This window comes from Actinoplanes sp. NPDC049668 (assembly GCF_044465445.1).
GTDB lineage: Bacteria > Actinomycetota > Actinomycetes > Mycobacteriales > Micromonosporaceae > Actinoplanes.
The window spans coordinates 729359-747473 of the sequence record NZ_JBITLR010000001.1 but is presented as its reverse complement, the minus strand read 5'-3'; the positions used below and the strand labels follow the sequence as shown (position 1 = coordinate 747473).

Below are 18115 nucleotides of genomic sequence, written 5' to 3'. Positions count from 1 at the left end.
CCGGTCAGGCTGCGGCGGCCGTCAGGAGGTGTAGGAGGGCGCGTGCGTAGGCCTCCTCCGGGGTTCGGGCCGTGAAGGTGTGGTCCTCACCCAGCAGGGTGATGTCCACTTCCCAGCCCTTCTCCTCGCGGCGCAGGGCCCGCAGCGTGCCGCCCAGCAGCTCACGCAGCTGTCCCTCGTGCGGCAGCCAGAGCGCCTCGTCCAGCTCCACGTCGTCGAGCGCCCACTCCGTGGTGCCGTTGAAGCCGATCAGGTGGCCCTCCTGGCCGTGGTAGACCTCGATCGTCATGTCGCTCAGCACGAAGACCTGGTCGTCCAGGTCGCGGTCCGGGATCGCGAAGCGGTCGCCCGGACCCGGTTTCCAGATCAGCCCGGCGGCCCTGAGCTGCTGTGCCACTTGCACGCCTATCACCGGATGACCCCCTGCGTCGTGCTAGGCTCCATCGCGTTGTCAGTTTGGTTCCCAAGTACCTAGGAGCGCCTGTGGGGATTCTGCCCCAGGCGCTCTTTGTCGTAACCCGGGTTTCTCCGGTACGGGCGATCAGTACGGCGACACGAGTCCCGCGAAGTGCGGGTCTTACTACCTCGTTCCCGTCCATAATGGTCGGGAACGATCGACCGTCGAGGAGACGAGCATGGTTACCGGCGTAGTGAAGTGGTTTAACGCGGACAAGGGCTTCGGGTTCATCACCCCGGACGACGGCGGTGCCGACGTCTTCGCCCACTTCTCCGCCATCCAGACTTCCGGCTACCGCAGCCTGGACGAGAACCAGCGTGTCGAGTTCGAGGTGACCCAGGGCCAGAAGGGCCCGCAGGCCGCCAACATCCGGCCGCTCTGATCTCAGCCTAGCGCTGACCATCGGCGCCGGTCCCCCGCGAGGGGGACCGGCGCCGATGACGTTTCTGAGGGCATAAGCCCAGTTCAGGCGCCTGCAGGGGCGGCGTCACCGACCTCTTCCGGGCGCGGGGCCGTGCCGCCGAGGTGGGCCGGCAGCCACCAGGTGTCGTCGGGCCCCGACGGCTGCTCCGGGTAGGCCCGCTGCGCCGAGTCCAGCAGCTCGCTGAGCCGTTTGCGCAGCACGACCGTGGTGGTTTCGGCCGAGCCGTCCGGCGCGGGCTCGATCGGCGCGCCGATCGAGATGATGACCGGTACGTGCCGCTTCGTCAGTTCCTTCTTGCGGCCCTTGGTCCAGAGCCGGTGCGGGCCCCACACCGCCATCGGGATCAGGGGCACCGAGGCCGCCGCGGCCAGCCGCGCCGCGCCCGACTTCAGGCCCTTGACCGTGAACGACTCGCTGATCGTCGCCTCGGGGAAGACGCCGACCACCTCACCGTTGCGCAGCGCGGTCTCGGCCTCGTGGAACGCGGCGTTGCCCGCCTTGCGGTCCACCGGGATGTGGTGCATGCCGCGCATCAGCGGCCCGCTGATCTTGTGGGTGAAAACCGACTTCTTCGCCATGAAGCGGACCAGTCGCTTGGCCGGCTGGGCGCCGAGGCCGCAGAAGATGAAATCGAGATAGCTGACGTGGTTGCTCGCCAGCACGGCCCCGCCGGTGGCGGGGATGTGCTCCGCTCCCTCGACCTGAATCTTCAGATCGAGTACGCGGAACATCGCCTTGGCAGTCCCAACGACGGGGGGATAAACGATTTCCATCGGGTCACGGTACCGGGGTTGGGTGAACCGTGGCTGTGCGCGTGCAACCGATTTGCCGTCCGCGGCGTCTTAGAGATGACTGCGCCGAAAATCGGCACTCCCTGGGAGGCTACGCATGCAGACCGTGTCCGCCCGGCGGGAGCTGGCAATCGTGGTCGCGCTGGCCGTGCTCGGGCTGGGCCTGGTATTGATCGTCGCCTTCGCACCCTGGTATTCGCCCGCCGGCGCCCGTGACGCCGGCGCGACAGTGGTGCAGACCTATGAGCCGCAGGCCGGGGCCGCGCTCGGGCGATGATGTAACGCGCATCGGTAGTGTTCACTGGTGTGATGTCCGAGAGCACCCAGACACCCGTCGCCTGGTCGCGGCCGGGTGGCGCCTGGGGTTCGGGCACCGTGACCGCTCCGGGCGTACCCCCGCTGCTCCCGCCGCCGCCCGCCGCGCCGGAGTCGCCCGGCGGAGATGGGCCGCGACGGCGTCGGCGTCAGATGTTGATCTTTGGTGGCGTCGCCGGCGGGATCCTCGCGATCGGTCTGGCCGTGATTCTCATCGTCGTGCTGACCTCGGACGGCGACCCGTTCGGCGGCAAGCCCTCCGCGGTGGCCGACCTGCGGCCGCCGCTGGCCCAGCTGTGCCCGGCGCCGACCGTGCCGCCCAGCGCCGCGCCGGTCGTCCCGCCGAGCGCCGCGCCGCCGGCCACCGGCGAGCGGACGACCGACAAGGAGTCGGGCATCTCCTACCGGAGGTATCCCAGCCCCTGGATCAACTGGGACACGACGTGGCGGGCCGGCACGCTCGAGGTGCCGTACCGGGTCGGCCAGCACTTCGTGACCGAGCAGTACAGCGGCGGCTCCTACCACGCGTCGATCCTGTCGGCCGCGGTGCCGGCCGCGGACAACGACGCGGTGACGCTCGACCTCGAGTGCGTCGGCCGGCAGGTGGCTTCGGACGTGCGGGCGGAGTACTACCCGCAGCCCAACACGATGGAGCCGCTGCGCGACGAGATGACCCGGCTCGGCGGGCGGCCCGCCTGGGTGAGCGAGTTCCGGCTGCACTTCCAGGCCGCCGGCCTGACCGCCACCGACGAGCGTTCGGCGGTGGCGGTCATCGACGTCGGCAAGCCGACCGCGGCGGTGCTGTACGTGTCGATCCCCGGCACCCACAAGCAGTTCGACTACGTCATCGACGACGTGCTGAAGTCGGTCCGGCCGCTTTAGTTGCCGGTCAGGCCCCAGCGCTTGCGCAGCGCGTTGTCGGCGGCGTTGAAGAGCATGTCGATGAAGATGCCGATCACCAGCACCACGATGATGAACGAGATGACCAGTGCGGCCTCGTTGAGGTCGCGGGCCTGCTGCATGCGTACGCCGATGGAGAGCGCGCCCGGCACGATGACCAGCAGCTCGCCCGCCATCAGGCTGCGCCAGGAGAAGGCCCAGCCCTGCTTGAGGCCGGAGATGAACGACGGCAGCGACGCCGGCAGGATCAGGTAGCGGTACCTCGAGAGGCCGTTCATGCCCAGCACCTGCCCGACCCGCAGCCAGGTCCGCGGCACGTAGTCGATGCCGCTGATCAGGCCGTTCGCCACCGAGGGCGCGGCGCCGATGACGACCACGAACATGATGGCGCTCTCGCTGATCTGGAAGAGCAGGATCGCGAGCGGGAACCACATGATCGACGGCATGGTCTGCAGGCCGGTGATCAGCGAGCCGATCGCGGCCCGCAGCGGCGCGAAGCGGGAGACGGCGGCGCCGATGACCGTGCCGATCAGCACGGCGAGCCCGAAGCCGGTCACGGCCCGGATCATGGTGATGCGGACGCCCTCCCAGAATTCGGCGGTGGTGATCACCGAACCCAACTCGTCGAAGACCACGCTCGGGCCGGGCAGCACGTACTCGGGCTTCCACTGCGCCCAGACGACGATCTGCCAGGCCAGCACGACGATCGCGATCGCCAGCAGCTTGGGCCACGCGCTGCGCCAGATCCGGCGGCCGAGCGCGCCCTTCTCCTCACGGCCGCCGAGCTCGAGGGCGTCGAGGCCGGTGATGCGGTCCGCCGCGGCGTCGTTGACGGTCGCGGCCGGCGGCGGGGCGTCCTGGGTGACGCCCTTGAGGCCGGCGCGGGCCGACGGGTACTTAATTGGCATGGCGGGCGACCTCCGCGCGGAGCCGGTCGGTGATCTCGCCGGCCTGGGCGGAGACCTCGGGGGAGTCGATGCGCCGGGGGCGCTCGTGCTCGATGGGGAACTCCTCGATGACCCGGCCGGGCCGGCTGCTGAGCAGGATGACCCGGTCGCCGAGCCGGACCGCCTCGCGCACGTTGTGCGTGACGAACAGGACCGTGAGCTGCTGCTCGCGCCAGATCCGCTCGAGCTCGTCGTGCAGGATGTCGCGGGTCATCGCGTCCAGGGCGCCGAACGGCTCGTCCATCAGCAGGATGTCGGCGTTCTGGGCCAGCGCGCGGGCGAGCGCCACCCGCTGGCGCATGCCGCCGGAGAGCTCGTGCGGCCGCTTGTGGCCGAAGCCCTTCAGGCGGACGACCTCGAGCAGCTCCTCGGCGCGCTTGCGCCGCTCGGCCCGGCCGACGCCGCGCAGCCGCATCGGCAGCTCGACGTTGCCCGAGACCGACAGCCAGGGGAAGAGGGCCGCCTCCTGGAACATCAGCGAGACGTGCCGGCCGCCGATGTCGAGGGTGCCGCCGCTGATCTTGTCGAGCCCCGCGACCAACGAGAGCAGCGTGCTCTTGCCGCAGCCGGAGGCGCCGAGCAGACACACGAACTCGCCCTTGGCCACGGTCAGGGAGACCCGGTCCAGGGCGAGCAGGGCGTTGCTTCCGGTGCCGTACCGCTTGGAGACGTCGTCGATGCGGACCACCGCGTCCCGGTCGGTCCGGGTGCCAGTGGCTTCGAGAATGCTCATGGCTACTCCCAGGTGGGGCCGGCCGGGCCCGCGTGGCGGGCCCGGCCGGGGTTGATCAGGAGGAGGCGGCGGCGTCGCTGATCGCCGGCTGCCCGTCGACCTTGAGCAGGTCGTTGATCGGGCCGAGGTCGTAGATGCCCTTGAGGTCGACCGGCTTGAGCAGGCCGACGTCCTGTGCGTGCTGTGCGCTGGTGTACAGCGACGAGGCGATCGGGTCGATGGTGAACGTCAGGTTCTTGAACGAGGCGGCCAGGATCTCGTCCTTGAGCGGCTTGCCGGACAGGGCGGCGAGCTGCTCGTTGGCGGCCTTCTGGGCGCCGGCGTTGTCGGTCTCGATGTACTTGACGGCGGCGATGTGGCCACGCAGCAGCTTCTTCACCGTCTCCGGGTACTTCTTGAGGAACTCCTGCTTGACGATCAGGTGCGTGGTGACGAACTGGCCGTTCGGCCAGAGGGTCTTCTCGTCGACCAGCAGCTTGCCCTTGGACTCGATGATCATCCGGCTCAGGTTGGGCTCGGGCACCCAGGCGCCGTCGATGGCGCCCTGCGCGAACGCCTGCAGCGCCGTCGCGTTGTCCTGCGGCAGGATGGAGACGTCGCCGCCGCCCTGCTGGTCGGCGTTCAGGCCGTTCGACTTCAGCCAGGCGCGCAGCGCGACGTCCTGGGTGTTGCCGAGCTGCGGGGTGGCGATCTTCTTGCCCTTGAGGTCGGCCGGGGTGTTGATGCCCTGCTTGACGACCAGCCCGGCGCCGCCGGAGGTGCTGCCCGCGATGATCTTCAGCGCGGTGCCCTTGGAGGTGGCCCAGCCGTTGATGGCCGGGTTCGGGCCGATGTAGGTCGCGTCGATCGCGCCGGAGAAGAGCGCCTCGATCGCGGCCGGGCCGGCGTTGAAGGTCTTCGGCTCCAGCTTGGTGCTGCCCAGGGACTGCTGGAACAGGCCGTTCTTGACCCCGATCAGGGCCGGCGCGTGGGTGATGTTCGGGAAGTAGCCGAGCCGGATCGCCGAGGCCTCGCTCGACGCGGAGGCGGCGTCGTCGCTCTTGCCGCAGGCGGCGAGGGCGGTGGCGGAGAGCAGGGTGGCGGCGAGGGCAAGCACACGAAGACTGCGGGAGCTCATGCTCACTCCTATTTCGTCGTCAAGGTGGTGGAGGGAATCGCGGTAACGGTGAGTTCGGCCAGCGTGCGGTGGTTCACGACACCCTTGATCGCCTCCTCCACCGCGAGCCAGACGTCCTTGAGCCCGGTGGCGACACCGTGGTAGGTCGTGGTCGTGGTGGGCAGGCCCCGGACCGTGGTGAGTGCGCCGCCTACGGCGCGGACCACGTCGCCGACGGTGATCTCCTCGGCCGGGCGGGCCAGGGCGTACCCGCCGTCGACGCCCCGGTGGCTGTGCAGCAGGCCGGCGCGGCGCAGGTCGAGCAGGATGCCCTGGAGAAAGCTGAGCGGGATGTCCTGTGCCGCAGCCAGGGTTGCGGCCTTGACCAGACGGGGATGGTCGGCAGCGACCGCCAGCATGGCTCGGACGGCGTAGTCCGTGCGCGCCGAGACGTACATGGGTATGTCCCCTCGGTCCGGTGTTCCCTGCCATCTCTATCTGATAGATGGGAATAGTGGACGAGGTGGGTCGGCGGCGTCAACCCCCAACCGCATGGTGAGAAGGCCGCGTCACCCGCACCGGGGAACCCCGGGGGTGGTCGCGATAGAGGCGGATCTATGCGAGGCGCGTCCAGGCCGTCGCGGCCTCGAGGAGGGCCTTCGCGAGGGTCTCGTCACCCTCGGACATCCGCAGCACCCGCGCCGGCACGTAACCCGCGGGGTCCAGCTCGCGGAGCCAGGCGGCCGCCATCGCCGTCTGATTGGCCGCCTCGAAGACGCTGACCAGGGCCGCCGCGGCGGCGAGCCGGCGCTGGACCAGCCGGTCCGGCAGCTGCGCCGCCGCGAACCAGGACTCGAACTCGTGCACCGAGCCGGCGCCCGCGATGTACGCCGTGAGCTGCGGACCCAGGGTGGTCACGCAGAGATCGGCATCGTCGTTGACGGGATTCGTGAATACGGGACGATCCAGAATCGCGGCGGTCATACCAGAGACGCTACCGCCTCCTGGCGATCGCGGCGACGCGCGCGGGCGGGCGGCGCTAGGGGCGCAAAAACAGGGCCGACACGCGGGCGGCCAGCAGATCGAGCACCGGGCGCCCGTCCTCGATCGCCGCCACGAACGCCGCCCAGGAGTCGAGCATGAAGTCCGCGGTCTCCGGCACCGGCTCGTCGTTGAGGTACGCGGGCAACAGCAGCGCGTTCTGGAACAGCCAGGGCACGTAGCTGCCCTCGACGTCCCAGCCCGGCAGGTCGCGGGTCCGGTGCAGATGCCGGCGCAGCTCCTCCTCCGACGACCAGCGCAGCATGTGCGCGTCGTGCTTCAGGCTCTTGATGTACGGGTTGTAGAGATGCCCCGGCCCGAACCCGAAGGTCTGCCGCCACTGCGCCCACAGGATCGCCTCGTCGCGCCCGCCCAGCGTCATGACGTCGTCGGTCGCGCTCTCCAGCAGCATGCTGTTCAGGTACGGCCACAGCGTCAGCGGCGTCAGCAGCCGGTTCGCGTCGGTCCGCAGCACCGACTGGACGATCTGCCAGGCGTTCTTCTCCAGCTCGTCCCACGACGTCAGGTTCGGCACCGCCTTCACCGCCGCCAGCAGGCTGTACAGCGACGGGTTGTGCTCGCCGTAGAAGGTGCGCGCCACCGACCACGGGTCGGTCGGGCGCAGCAGCGACTCCGGCGACGTGTCCGCCGGCTGGCGCTGCACCTGGTCGAGGAACTCGGAGAGGCTGACGAACTCGCGGACCGCGTTGTGGCCGGTGTGCGTGATCCAGCGGTCCAGGTCGGCGCGGAAGTCGGCCGCCGCGTCGATGTCGCGGGAGCCGACGTCGTCGATGCAGACCCGCACCTCGACGCCGAGCCGGGCCAGCGCGCCGGCCACGAACGCCTGCACCATGTGGATCACCGAGGCCCGCGAGCGCAGCCGGACCGGCCAGAGCAGCCGGACCGGGCCGGTCGGCACCCGCTGCTGGTTGATCCAGCCGAACCGGCGCTCGAGCTGCAACAGCAGGCCGGGCACGTCGCGCGGCGGCCGGGTGCCGGCCTGCGAGACCAGCTGCCGCTCCCAGCTGTGGTGCCGGACCCGGTGCCGCAGGCCGGTCGCGCGCGGCGGCACGGGCACCTCGGCCCGCTCGGCCAGCGCGGGGAAGAGCCGCTCGGAGTCGACACCCGGGAAGCATTCGACGGGTACGCCGATCACCTCGCGCAGCCGCTCGGCGGTGCTCAGCGCGGTGGCCGCGTCGGGCTCGTTCAGGGCCCAGAGCACGCGCACGGGACGGTACCGGGCGACCACGGCGATGGCGGCCGTCACCATTCCCGACCAGTCGCTGCTGGCCAGGACGCAGATCGTGTCGCCGCGGATCAGGTCGGCGGTCGCGGCGATCAGCGGCTCGTTGTCCGCGATGTGCGCCGGGTCGTGCAGCAGCCGCGGGCCGCGCACGTGCAGCGTCGGGCGCCAGAAGCCGTGCAGGTGGAAGACCCGCACCGCGCCGTCGGCGCCGCCGGTGCCGCCGAAGTTGCCGCGCGAGTCCAGCGGCAGGCTCACCGCCCGGCCGCGGGCCGACCGGATCGCGATCTCCAGCAGCGGGTCGAAGTTCGTGGTCAGCACCCGGTGGTCGAAGGCCTCCGGAACCTGGGCGAGCAGGTGACCCAGCGCCTGCACCCCGCGCGGCAGCTGCCAGGAGAAGCGGTCGTTCTCGACACCCTCGCCGACCCCGCGCTCCACGCGCTGGCCGAGGCCGTGCGTCGCGAGCGGCGACTCCATCGGGTCCGGCGCCGCGTACGCCTTCAGCACGGCCTGCTGCGCGATCACGTCGAACGCCCCGGCCGACACCCAGTCGGTGAAGACCCGCCGGTACGCGCGGTAGACGTCGATCGGCTGCCCGCCGACCAGCTCGGCGCGGGCCTGCTCCAGCGCTCGTTCGAGGGCGCCGTCGTCGTTGCGCCCCGCCGCGAAGCTGTCCGCGATCTCCAGGACGCCGTGCACCCGCGGGATGACGCCCGCGGTCACGCCGGAGCCGAGCAGCAGGGTGATCTGATCGACGCCGCGCAGGCTCGCCGTGAGCCGGTCCAGCAGCAGCGTCTCGCCGGCGCTCAGCCCTTCGGCCGGGTCGCTCAGGTCGTCCCTCGTGGTGAACCCCGAGTCGCTCACCGCACCACCTGCAGGGACTGCCACAGCTCGGCCGGCCGCTCGGTGAAGACCTGCCGCGGTGTGTGGCGGCTGGCGATCAGGGCGCCGTGGTCCAGGAACTCCTCCAGCTCGCCGGCCCGCCAGCCCAGGTAGCCGACGAACACCCGCATCGCGTCGACCGAGCCGGTCAGGTCCGCGGGCGCCGCCGAGAGCGCCATGGTGCCGAGCCGGTCGCGTACCGCGGTGAAGCGCAGCGGCTGGCTCGCGCCGGCTCGCAGCAGCGTCACCACGATGTATCCGTCGCGGGCCACCGGCCCGCCGTCGAAGAGCGCCGCCGGGTGGTGCAGCAGCGGCCGCCAGGCGCCGGGGAACTCGTCCGGGATCTCGCCGTCCGGCCGGGTGACGCAGACGCCGGCCGCGCCGGTCTGGTTGTGCCGCAGCACCAGGATGGCGCTCTGGCCCAGGTCCTCGTCGGCGAACCAGGGCGCCGCGTAGAGCACGCTGCCGGCCAGGTTGTGCCGCGGCGCGGCCGGGTTGTGCACCAGCGGTATCTCGCCGCCGGCGTCGCGGGCACGCAGCTCCGGCCGCTCGAAGCCGCGGCGTAGCATCGCCCGGCGTGCCGTGCGCCAGATCGTGTGCACGGTGAGCGTCGCCGGGATCGCCTCCGGGGGAGCGGGGCGCAGGCCGTCGCGCAGGAGCCGGATCAGCTCGCCGGTGAACGCGGTGTAGGCCTCGCCGCGGGGCGCCATCGCGGGCCGGTTCGCGGGCGCGGAGACCAGCAGGCAGGTGCCGTCGGCCTCGGCCTTGTCGGCGACGAAGTCGGTGCCCGTTCCGTCGCCGCCGAGCTCGGCGCCGGCCCGGCCCGAGTAACAGCAGTCCAGGATCACCAGCCGGCGGCGGGCCCGGGTGTCGGCGACGGCGCGGCGGATCCAGTCGTACGGCACGCCGCGCTCGTAGGGCACCTCGGGATCGCAGCCGGGCAGGCCGAGGATCAGGTTGTCGTCGTCGGCGTCGACGAGGCCGTGCCCGGCGAAGTAGACCAGCAGCAGCCCGGCGCTCCCGGTCGCGGCGGCGGCCCGGCGGATCGCCCGGCTCACCTCGGCCGGCGACTCCGGGTCGAGCAGCACGTGGCAGTTCTCCGCCGGGACACCCCATAAATCTTCGTGTTGCAGCAGATCACGCAGATCGGTCACATTGCGCCGTGCGGCCGGCAGCGTGAACAGCCGGCGGTACTGCGAGACACCGATCAGGACGACCTGGGAGGCGGTCGGGTCCGCGACTTCACTCATCGGCGACTACTGCCGTTCGCGCTGCTGAAGCTCGGTCAGCGCGGTGGCCAGTGCGGCGTGGTCGGCCGCCTCGATCCGGGTGACGGCGCCGTCCGCGGCGGTGTGCGTGATCGTCACGGTGGGCGCGGGCCGGCGGGAGTCGCGCCAGCTGGCCACGGCGAGCGCGAGCTGGCCGGCGGAGAGGCCGCTGCCGATGATCAGCGTCAGGACGTCGAGCACGGTGCCCATCGCCTCTGGGTCGTCGGACGGCGCGCGGGCCAGCTCGCCGTCGACGCGTACCGCCTGCTCCCGGCGCAGCCAGCGGTACAGCGACTCGGCGTCCTCGGTCGACTCGCATGCCACGCGCAACCGTACCGGCACAGTCTCGCCTCCCCGCCGACGACGATGTGATCGGACGCGACAGGATATCGAAGCATTTACCTGACGTCACGGACGCACTACGCCAAGCCGTCATCCGCGTTCGAGGACGTTGTACAGCCGTAGAAGTCAACGGCCGCCTCGGCGGGTTAGATTCTTCGGTGTGGCGCGCAAAATGAAGATTCCCGCGACGAAGTATCCGGTCGAACGATTCACCCTCGACAACGGTCTGCGGGTGGTTCTCACGCCCGACCGCACCGCACCGGTCGTCGGGGTGGCGGTCGTGTACGACGTCGGCATCCGCTCCGAACCAGAGGGTCGCACGGGCTTCGCACACCTCTTCGAGCACCTGATGTTCCAGGGCTCGGAGAACCTGGAGAAGCTCGCGCACTTCCGGCACGTGCAGGGCGCCGGCGGCAGCTTCAACGGCTCGACCCACCTCGACTACACCGACTACTTCGAGGTGCTGCCCTCCGGCGCCCTCGAGCGGGCGCTCTTCCTCGAGGCCGACCGCATGCGCGGTCCGCGCCTGACGGAGGAGAACCTGCGCAACCAGGTGGACGTGGTCAAGGAGGAGATCCGGGTCAACGTCCTCAACCGGCCGTACGGCGGCTTCCCCTGGCTCCGGCTGCCGCCGGTGATGTTCGAGACGTTCGCCAACGCGCACGACGGGTACGGCTCGTTCGGCGACCTCGACCACGCGACCGTCGCGGACGCCGAGGAGTTCTTCGACAAGTACTACGCCAGCGGCAACGCGGTGCTCGCCGTCGCCGGCGACTTCGACGTCGCCGAGGCGACGGCCCTCATCCAGCGCCACTTCGGCGACGTGCAGGCCCGGTCCAAGCCGAAGCTGCCCGATTTCGCGGAGCCCGACATCAAGGGCGAGCGCCGGGAGAGCTACGTCGACCGCCTCGCCCCGCTGCCGGCGGTGGCCAGCGGATGGCGGGTGCCGGACCCGATCGGCGACTTCGAGGAGTACCTCCCGTACGTGGTGCTGGCCGAGGTGCTCACCGACGGCGACGCGTCCCGGCTCGTCGAGCGGCTGGTGCAGCGCGACCGCACGGTCACCAGCGTCGGCGGCTACATCGGATTCATGGGCGACGAGTACCAGGTCCGCAACCCGACCGCGATGCTGCTGCAGGCGCACATGCCGCCCGGCGGCGACGCGGACAAGGTGCTGCGCGCGGTCGACGAGGAGCTCGACCGGCTCGCGACCAAGGGGCTGACGCCGGGTGAGCTCGCCCGCACCCAGGCCCGGATGGCCACCCACCTGCTCCGCGACACCGACGCCGTGCTGGGCCGGGCGCTGCCGATGGCCGTCCTGGAGGCGCAGCGCGGCCGTCCGGAGATGCTCAACGAGCTGCCGCGGCTCGTCGGAGAGGTCACCGAGGCGCAGATCCTGGCCGCCGCCGCCACCCTGCGGCCGGAGCGCCGTTCCACCATCGAGGTCGTCCCGGGAGCGAACCAGTGAGCGTGAGGCCCCTACCGGAGCTGATTCCGGACAGCAAGCTCAAGCTGCCCAAGCAGGCCGAGCGCACGCTCAGCAGCGGGCTCACCGTCATCGCCATCCGGCGGCCCGCCGTGCCCCTGGTCGAGCTGCGGCTGCGGGTGCCGTTCGGCCGGGCGCCGCTGGCCCGCGCCACCCTGCTCTCGCAGGCGCTGTTCACCGGCACCGCGCGGATGTCCAGCATCGACATCGCCGCCGAGCTGCAGACCGTCGGCGGCGGGCTCTCGGCCGGGCTCGACCCGGACCGGCTGCTGGTCACCGGCAACTCGCTCGCCGCCGGTCTCGACCGGATGCTGGAGATCCTCGCGGACGTGCTCTCCGACCCGACGTACCCGGCGGAGGAGGTCGCCACCGAGCGGGACCGGCTCGTCGACCACATCCAGGTCGCGCAGACCCAGCCCGCGCACCTGGCCCGGACGGCCCTGCTGCACCGGATGTACGGCCGGCATCCGTACGCGGTGCAGACCCCCGAGGCGGAGCAGGTCCGGGGCGTACGCCCGGGACAGCTGCGCGCCCTGCACGCCGACCGGGTCCGCCCCGACGGCGCGGTGCTGGTGCTCGTCGGCGACCTCAACCCGGAGAAGGCGATCGACTCGGCCGAGAAGGCGCTCGGCGGCTGGATCGGCCCGAGCCGCGACGGCAACGTTCCGCCGACCCCCGGGCTGGAGCCCGGCCCGCTGCGGCTCGTCGACCGGCCCGGCGCGGTGCAGTCGTCGCTGCGCATGGCGCTGCCGGCGGTGACCCGCACCGACCCGGACTACGCGGCGCTGCAGCTGGCCAACATGGTCTTCGGCGGCTACTTCTCCTCGCGCTGGGTGGAGAACATCCGCGAGGACAAGGGCTACACCTACGGCCCGCACTCGGCCATCGAGCACTTCGTCGCCGGCTCGGCCCTGGTGGTGGCCGCCGAGGTGGCCACCGAGGTCACCGGCCCCGCGATGCTGGAGACCCTGTACGAGCTGGGCCGCATCGCCAGCCTCCCGCCCGGCGAGGAGGAGCTGGAGCAGGCCCGCCGCTACTCGCTGGGCACCCTGCGCCTCGGCATGTCCACCCAGGCCGGTCTCGCCGGCCTGGCCAGCGTCTTCGCGAGCTTCGGCCTGCGGCTGGAACACCTGGTGGAGCACTCGGCGGCGCTGGCGTCGGCGACCCGGGAGCAGGTCGCCGAGGCGGCGGCCCGCTATCTGGCGCCGTCGGCCGCGGTCACGGTCGTGCTCGGCGACGCCGAGAAGATCGAGGTACCCCTGTCGGCCCTGACCGCGGTGGAACTGGCGGAGTGAGTCAACCCGGGGAACAGCCGGACGTCGGCGAGCAGCCCGGCCTGGACGGGCCGCCCCTGGCCCGGACGAGCCTGGACCGGGCCGCTCACCACCGGCTCGACGAGGACTGGCTGGCGAGCGCGTGGAAGTCCGGCCTGGTGGTGATCATCGACATCGCCAAGGGCGGCCGCGCGCTGGTCGCCGGCCGGGCGCAGGGCTCGCCGCGGCTGGTGCTGGTCGGCGCCGACGCGGCACCCGAGGGCGAGCGGCTGTTCCTCGGCGTCGACCCGGCCGGGGTGCCGATCTTCGCGGTCGACGGCGCGCTGCCGGACACCGCCGGCGCCGAGGCGCTGACCCTGCGGGAGATCGGCGACCGGCTCGACCCGCGCGACGCCGGGATCCTCACCACCGCGGCGGCGCTGGGCAACTGGCACGCCAGCCACCGGTTCTCGCCGCGCAACGGGGAGCCGACCACGGTCATCGAGGCGGGCTGGTCGCGGGTGGATGCCGCCGGGGGGCAGATGTGGCCCCGGACGGATCCGGCGATGATCGTGCTCGTCCACGACGGCCGGCCGGGCGCGCAGGGCTCCTGCCTGCTGGGCCACAACGCCGCCTGGCCCGAGGTCGGCGGGGTGCGCCGGTTCTCCTGCCTGGCCGGGTACGTCGAGCCGGGCGAGTCCGCCGAGGCCGCCGTGGTGCGCGAGGTGCGCGAGGAGGTCGGCGTCCGGCTGAGTTCCCTGCAGTACGAGGGCAGTCAGTCCTGGCCCTACCCCGGGTCGCTGATGCTCGGGTTCACCGCGGTGGCGGACCGGGACCAGGTGATCACAGTGGACCCCGAGGAGATCGACGAGGCCCGGTGGTTCAGCCGGGACGATGTCGCCCGAATGATCGCCGGTGACTACGTCGAGCCCGTGAGCGGCGTACGTATGAATCTCCCTATGCGATCCTCCATCGCGTTTTATCTCGTTGAGCGATGGTTGGGCGATTTCCGCCGTTAAGAGATTCACGTTTCTCTAATCAAAGATTTTTTCACACCTACTTAGCAACGATGGGAGGACACTCCAGCGTCTGGAAGGGCAGACACGGAGATGAGGTATTAGATGTCCCTGCTTGCGGAGCAGACGTGGACCCCGATGACGGCCGAGGAGCGCGCGCAGTTCGACCGCGACGGCTTCCTCGTCATTCCTGCGGTCCTTAACCAGGACGAGGTGGCGACGGCGCGCACCGCCATCCTGCGGTCGAGGGATAAGGCGGAGCGCGAGGGCGGCCTCGGGCCGACCGGCGCCCTGCACCAGCTTTCCGCGGTTACCAACAACCCGGAACTGGCATTCCTCCTTGATCACCCGAAGGCGTTCAGATACATCTGGTCGATTCTCGGCTGGAATGTGCACGTCTACCACTCGCATGTCGACGTGCACCCGCAGATCCACGAGCGACAGAAGGACTGGTGGCACTGGCACCAGGACGGCGGCCGGCAGAACCGCGAGCTGGAGACCGATCCCCGCCCGCGGACGTCGGTGAAGCTCGCGTACTGGCTGTCGGACGTCAGCGAGACCGGGCGGGGCAACTTCACCGTGCTGCCGGGCAGCCACCTGACGAACTGGCTGCCGGGCCCGCCGTCGCGCGGCGTGCCGTGGCCGCAGCCCGAGGGCGCCCTCCAGATCACGGCGAACCCGGGCGACCTGGTCGTCTTCGACCGGCGCCTGTGGCACGCCCGGTCGGACAACTACTCGTCGATCACCCGGGTGGGCGCCTTCTTCGGCTACACCTACCGCTGGGTGGCCGGCCGCGACGAGGTGGCCGACCTGCCCAACACCCCCGAGTGGGAGACGTTCAACCCCGTGCAGCGCCAGCTGCTCGGCGGGGCCGGCGACGGCAGCGGCGACCACGCGTGGGGCCACTACCCGGAGACCACCCCGCTCTACGGCGAGCTCAAGCGCCAGGGGCTCCTCGACTCGAGCATTCCCGCGCTCATTCCCTGACGGCGCTGTGTCTAGCCTCTGTGGATGACCTTGGAATGGGAACAGGTAATCGTCCACTCGGCTGACCCCGTCGCCCTCGGGCAGTGGTGGGCGACGGCGCTCGGCTGGGTGGTGGTCTACTCCTCCGACGACGAGTTCGAGATCCGACCGGCGCCGGACCGCATGCCGGGGCTGGACTTCGTCCGGATCGACGAGGTGAAGAAGGCCAAGAGCCGCCTGCACCTCGACTTCCGGCCGGAGGACCAGGAGGCCGAGGTGGCCCGCCTGGTGGCTCATGGTGCCCAGCGGGTCGACATCGGCCAGGGCGATCAGTCGTGGGTCGTCCTGGCGGACCCCGAAGGCAACGAGTTCTGCATCCTCGGCGCGCGGCAGTGAGGATGCCGACAGGCAGGTGAACGAAGGCCCCGGCGCATCGCCGGGGCCTGCAATGTCGCCGGCTGGATCAGCCGGCCACGCCCGAGCTGGCCAGCGCCTCCTTGACCTGGACGATCGACGGGTTCGTCATGACGATCTCGGCGCCGCCGTCGGCGGGAACGATGCGAATCGTCGGCACGGTCTGGTTGCCGCCGTTGACGCCCATCACGAACTCGGCCGCGGCCGGGTCCTGCTCGATGTCGACGACCTCGTATCCGATCCCCTCCCGGTCGAACTGGGACTTGAGCCGGTGGCAGTAACCACACCAGGGCGTCGAATACATGGTCAACATCGGTCGGATTCCCTTCGCAGACATCACACGGCGGTACGCCATCCCTGGAAACGTCGGACGGGGGTGCCATGATTCCCGGTTGTGACAGCCGAACGTGTGCTCGCCGGTCTCGACCCCGATCAGCGTAGGGCGGTGACCGCCCCCGCCGGGCCGGTCTGCATCCTCGCCGGGGCCGGCACGGGCAAGACGCGTGCTATCACCCACCGAATCGCCTATCGAACCCTGCGGGGGGAGATCAGCACCCGGCACGTGCTCGCCGTCACGTTCACCGCGCGCGCCGCCGCCGAGATGCGGGCCCGGCTCACCGCGCTCGGCGCCGCCCGGGTGCAGGCCCGCACGTTCCACGCCGCGGCGCTGCGCCAGGTCCGCTACTTCGCGCCCCGGCTGCTCGAGGGCCGGGCGATGCCGGAGCTGATGGAGAGCAAGGCCCGCCTGGTCACCCTCGCGGCCAACCGGGTGGGCGTCCGCGCCGACCGCACGGCCGCCCGCGACCTGGCCAGCGAGATCGAGTGGGCGAAATCCTCCCTGGTCGAGCCCGGCGAGTACGTCGTCGCCGCGGCCAAGGCGCTGCGCGAGCCGCCCTATGAGGCCGCGAAGGTCGCCGAGATATTCGGGGCATACGAGTCCCTGAAGCGCCGCCAGGGCGTCATCGACTTCGAGGACATGCTCCGCGCCGCGGTCTGGGGCATCGAGGAGCACCCGGACGTGGCCGAACAGGTCCGCTCGCAGTACCGGCACTTCGTGGTCGACGAGTACCAGGACGTCAATCCGCTCCAGCAGCGGCTGCTGGAGGCCTGGCTCGGCGGCCGCGACGACCTCACCGTGGTCGGCGACGCCAGCCAGACCATCTACTCCTTCACCGGCGCCACCTCGTCATACCTGGTCGACTTCCCGCGGCAGCGCCGCGAGGCGGTGGTGGTCCGGCTGGTCCGTGACTACCGCTCGACCCCACAGGTCGTCGGCCTGGCCAACGCGGTGATCAGGCAGGCCCGCGGCACCGAGGCCAAGCTGCGGCTGGAGCTGATCGGGCAGCGACCGCCCGGCGCCGAGCCCGACCTCAAGATCTTCCCGGACGAGCCCGCCGAGGCCGTCGCCGTCGCCCGCCGCTGCCGCGACCTGATCTCCGCGGGCACCCCGGCGAGCGAGATCGCGGTGCTGTTCCGGACGAACGCACAGTCCGAGGCCTACGAGAAGGCGCTCGCCGAGCTCGAGGTCCCCTATGTGATCCGCGGCGCCGAGCGCTTCTTCGAACGCGCCGAGGTCCGGCAGGCGATGATCGCGTTGCGCGCGGCCGTGCGCTCGACGCCGGGGGAGACCCCGCTGGTGCAGGCCGTCGTCGAGGCGCTCACCGCGACCGGCTGGGCCCGGGACCGGCCGCCGCCGGGCGGTGCGCAGCGCGAGCAGTGGGAGGCCCTCGCCGCGCTGGTCGCCCTCGCCGAGGACTACGCCCGCTCGCCCGACCTGCTGCCGCTCGGCCAGGCCGGCGCGGTCCAGGTCGACCTGTCGCTGTCGGGGTTCTGCGAGGAGCTCTCCCGCCGCGCCGAACAGCAGCACGCCCCGACCGTCGAGGGTGTGACGCTCGCCTCACTGCACTCCGCGAAGGGCCTCGAGTGGGACGCGGTCTTCCTCGTCGGGCTGGCCGAAGGCACCCTGCCGACGACCTATGCGAAGACCCCCGAGCAGATCGAGGAGGAGCGCCGCCTGCTCTACGTCGGGGTGACCCGGGCCCGGCAGTGGCTCTGGCTCTCGTACGGCCAGTCCCGCTCGCCCGGCGGCCGGGCCCGGCGGCCGTGCCGGTTCCTGCCACAGCTCGGCTCGCGCGGCAACGGGCTGGAGAAGGCGGGCGAGCGCGGCGTGAGTCGGAAACCCGTCAATCGACGCAACGTGGTGGTCTCCTGCCGGATCTGCGGAGGGACCCTGCTGGCGGGCGCGGACCGCAAGCTGGGTCGCTGCCCGACCTGCCCGTCCGATATCGACGAGCAGCTCTACGAGCGCCTGCTGACGTGGCGCGCCGCCACCGCGGCAGAGCAGAAAGTCCCTGCGTACGTCGTGTTCACCGACGCCACGATCGTGGCGATCGCCGAGCGCCGGCCGGCGACCCCGCCGGAGCTGCTGGCGATCGGCGGGATCGGCCCGCGCAAACTCGGCCAGTACGGCGCCGCGGTCTTCGCTCTGGTGGGCGGCGACACCCCGCCAGGCAACGACTCAGAAAACTTTGAAAACTAGTC

The 18115-nt window shown here is 71.3% G+C and carries 20 protein-coding genes; 9 read left to right on the top strand and 11 right to left on the bottom strand.

The window, feature by feature from the left end:
• Positions 1–4 precede the first annotated feature (4 nt).
• The gene (locus ACIBSW_RS03440) at positions 5–397 is read right to left on the bottom strand and encodes a pilus assembly protein CpaE (RefSeq protein ID WP_354722843.1); all 393 of its coding nucleotides are present in this window, start codon (positions 395–397) and stop codon (positions 5–7) included.
• Positions 398–635: 238 nt separating this feature from the next.
• Here ACIBSW_RS03440 and ACIBSW_RS03435 point away from each other — a divergent pair, with 238 nt between their 5' ends.
• A complete protein-coding gene (locus tag ACIBSW_RS03435) occupies positions 636–839 on the top strand; it encodes a cold-shock protein (protein ID WP_015625344.1) in 204 nt (67 codons plus the stop codon).
• 83 nt (positions 840–922) lie between these two features.
• On the opposite strand, the gene ACIBSW_RS03430 is transcribed toward ACIBSW_RS03435, so the two are convergent.
• On the bottom strand, positions 923–1654 hold the full coding sequence (locus tag ACIBSW_RS03430) for a lysophospholipid acyltransferase family protein (RefSeq protein WP_404799204.1): 732 nt from the start codon (positions 1652–1654) through the stop codon (positions 923–925).
• A 115-nt stretch (positions 1655–1769) separates the two neighbouring features.
• Between ACIBSW_RS03430 and ACIBSW_RS03425 the strand changes: the two genes are divergently transcribed.
• On the top strand, positions 1770–1949 hold the full coding sequence (locus ACIBSW_RS03425) for a hypothetical protein (RefSeq protein ID WP_354727687.1): 180 nt from the start codon (positions 1770–1772) through the stop codon (positions 1947–1949).
• 32 nt (positions 1950–1981) lie between these two features.
• Positions 1982–2869 carry a hypothetical protein gene (locus ACIBSW_RS03420; RefSeq protein WP_354727689.1) on the top strand — a complete coding sequence of 296 codons (888 nt, stop codon included), beginning with the start codon at positions 1982–1984 and terminating at the stop codon, positions 2867–2869.
• On the opposite strand, the gene ACIBSW_RS03415 is transcribed toward ACIBSW_RS03420, so the two are convergent.
• The 8 genes from ACIBSW_RS03415 to ACIBSW_RS03380 form a co-directional block, all read right to left on the bottom strand.
• Positions 2866–3795, bottom strand: coding sequence for an ABC transporter permease (locus tag ACIBSW_RS03415; protein ID WP_354727691.1), 930 nt, complete (start codon positions 3793–3795; stop codon positions 2866–2868). The genes ACIBSW_RS03420 and ACIBSW_RS03415 overlap by 4 nt on opposite strands.
• Positions 3785–4567: an ABC transporter ATP-binding protein gene (locus ACIBSW_RS03410; protein ID WP_354727693.1), complete on the bottom strand. Its 783-nt coding sequence runs from the start codon at positions 4565–4567 to the stop codon at positions 3785–3787. Before ACIBSW_RS03410 ends, ACIBSW_RS03415 begins: the two co-directional genes overlap by 11 nt.
• A gap of 55 nt (positions 4568–4622) precedes the next feature.
• Positions 4623–5684: an ABC transporter substrate-binding protein gene (locus ACIBSW_RS03405; protein ID WP_354727695.1), complete on the bottom strand. Its 1062-nt coding sequence runs from the start codon at positions 5682–5684 to the stop codon at positions 4623–4625.
• 8 nt (positions 5685–5692) lie between these two features.
• On the bottom strand, positions 5693–6121 hold the full coding sequence (locus tag ACIBSW_RS03400; RefSeq protein WP_354727697.1) for an Rrf2 family transcriptional regulator: 429 nt from the start codon (positions 6119–6121) through the stop codon (positions 5693–5695).
• Between the two features lie 157 nt (positions 6122–6278).
• Positions 6279–6647 carry a hypothetical protein gene (locus ACIBSW_RS03395; RefSeq protein ID WP_354727699.1) on the bottom strand — a complete coding sequence of 123 codons (369 nt, stop codon included), beginning with the start codon at positions 6645–6647 and terminating at the stop codon, positions 6279–6281.
• 55 nt (positions 6648–6702) lie between these two features.
• Complete coding sequence (locus tag ACIBSW_RS03390) at positions 6703–8811, bottom strand: hypothetical protein (RefSeq protein ID WP_354727701.1); 2109 nt, start codon at positions 8809–8811, stop codon at positions 6703–6705.
• Entirely contained in the window at positions 8808–10079 is a 1272-nt protein-coding gene (locus ACIBSW_RS03385; protein ID WP_354727702.1) for a YqgE/AlgH family protein, read from the bottom strand. Before ACIBSW_RS03385 ends, ACIBSW_RS03390 begins: the two co-directional genes overlap by 4 nt.
• Before the next feature lie 6 nt (positions 10080–10085).
• Positions 10086–10421, bottom strand: coding sequence for a hypothetical protein (locus ACIBSW_RS03380; RefSeq protein ID WP_354727704.1), 336 nt, complete (start codon positions 10419–10421; stop codon positions 10086–10088).
• A 190-nt stretch (positions 10422–10611) separates the two neighbouring features.
• Between ACIBSW_RS03380 and ACIBSW_RS03375 the strand changes: the two genes are divergently transcribed.
• The 5 genes from ACIBSW_RS03375 (at position 10612) to ACIBSW_RS03355 (ending at position 15556) form a co-directional block, all read left to right on the top strand.
• Entirely contained in the window at positions 10612–11907 is a 1296-nt protein-coding gene (locus ACIBSW_RS03375) for a pitrilysin family protein (protein ID WP_354727738.1), read from the top strand.
• A complete protein-coding gene (locus ACIBSW_RS03370) occupies positions 11904–13220 on the top strand; it encodes a pitrilysin family protein (RefSeq protein ID WP_354727706.1) in 1317 nt (438 codons plus the stop codon). Before ACIBSW_RS03375 ends, ACIBSW_RS03370 begins: the two co-directional genes overlap by 4 nt.
• Positions 13217–14197, top strand: coding sequence for an NAD(+) diphosphatase (gene nudC / locus ACIBSW_RS03365; protein WP_354727708.1), 981 nt, complete (start codon positions 13217–13219; stop codon positions 14195–14197). The genes ACIBSW_RS03370 and nudC overlap by 4 nt, the downstream gene beginning before the upstream one ends.
• A gap of 102 nt (positions 14198–14299) precedes the next feature.
• The gene (locus ACIBSW_RS03360) at positions 14300–15181 is read left to right on the top strand and encodes a phytanoyl-CoA dioxygenase family protein (RefSeq protein WP_354727710.1); all 882 of its coding nucleotides are present in this window, start codon (positions 14300–14302) and stop codon (positions 15179–15181) included.
• A 24-nt stretch (positions 15182–15205) separates the two neighbouring features.
• On the top strand, positions 15206–15556 hold the full coding sequence (locus ACIBSW_RS03355) for a VOC family protein (RefSeq protein ID WP_354727712.1): 351 nt from the start codon (positions 15206–15208) through the stop codon (positions 15554–15556).
• Between the two features lie 67 nt (positions 15557–15623).
• Here the strand turns inward: ACIBSW_RS03355 and ACIBSW_RS03350 are convergent, their stop codons facing one another.
• On the bottom strand, positions 15624–15887 hold the full coding sequence (locus tag ACIBSW_RS03350; protein WP_354727714.1) for a mycoredoxin: 264 nt from the start codon (positions 15885–15887) through the stop codon (positions 15624–15626).
• A gap of 81 nt (positions 15888–15968) precedes the next feature.
• On the opposite strand from ACIBSW_RS03350, the gene ACIBSW_RS03345 reads away from it, so the two are divergent.
• Positions 15969–18113: an ATP-dependent DNA helicase UvrD2 gene (locus ACIBSW_RS03345; RefSeq protein WP_354727716.1), complete on the top strand. Its 2145-nt coding sequence runs from the start codon at positions 15969–15971 to the stop codon at positions 18111–18113.
• Positions 18114–18115: the final 2 nt, after the last annotated feature.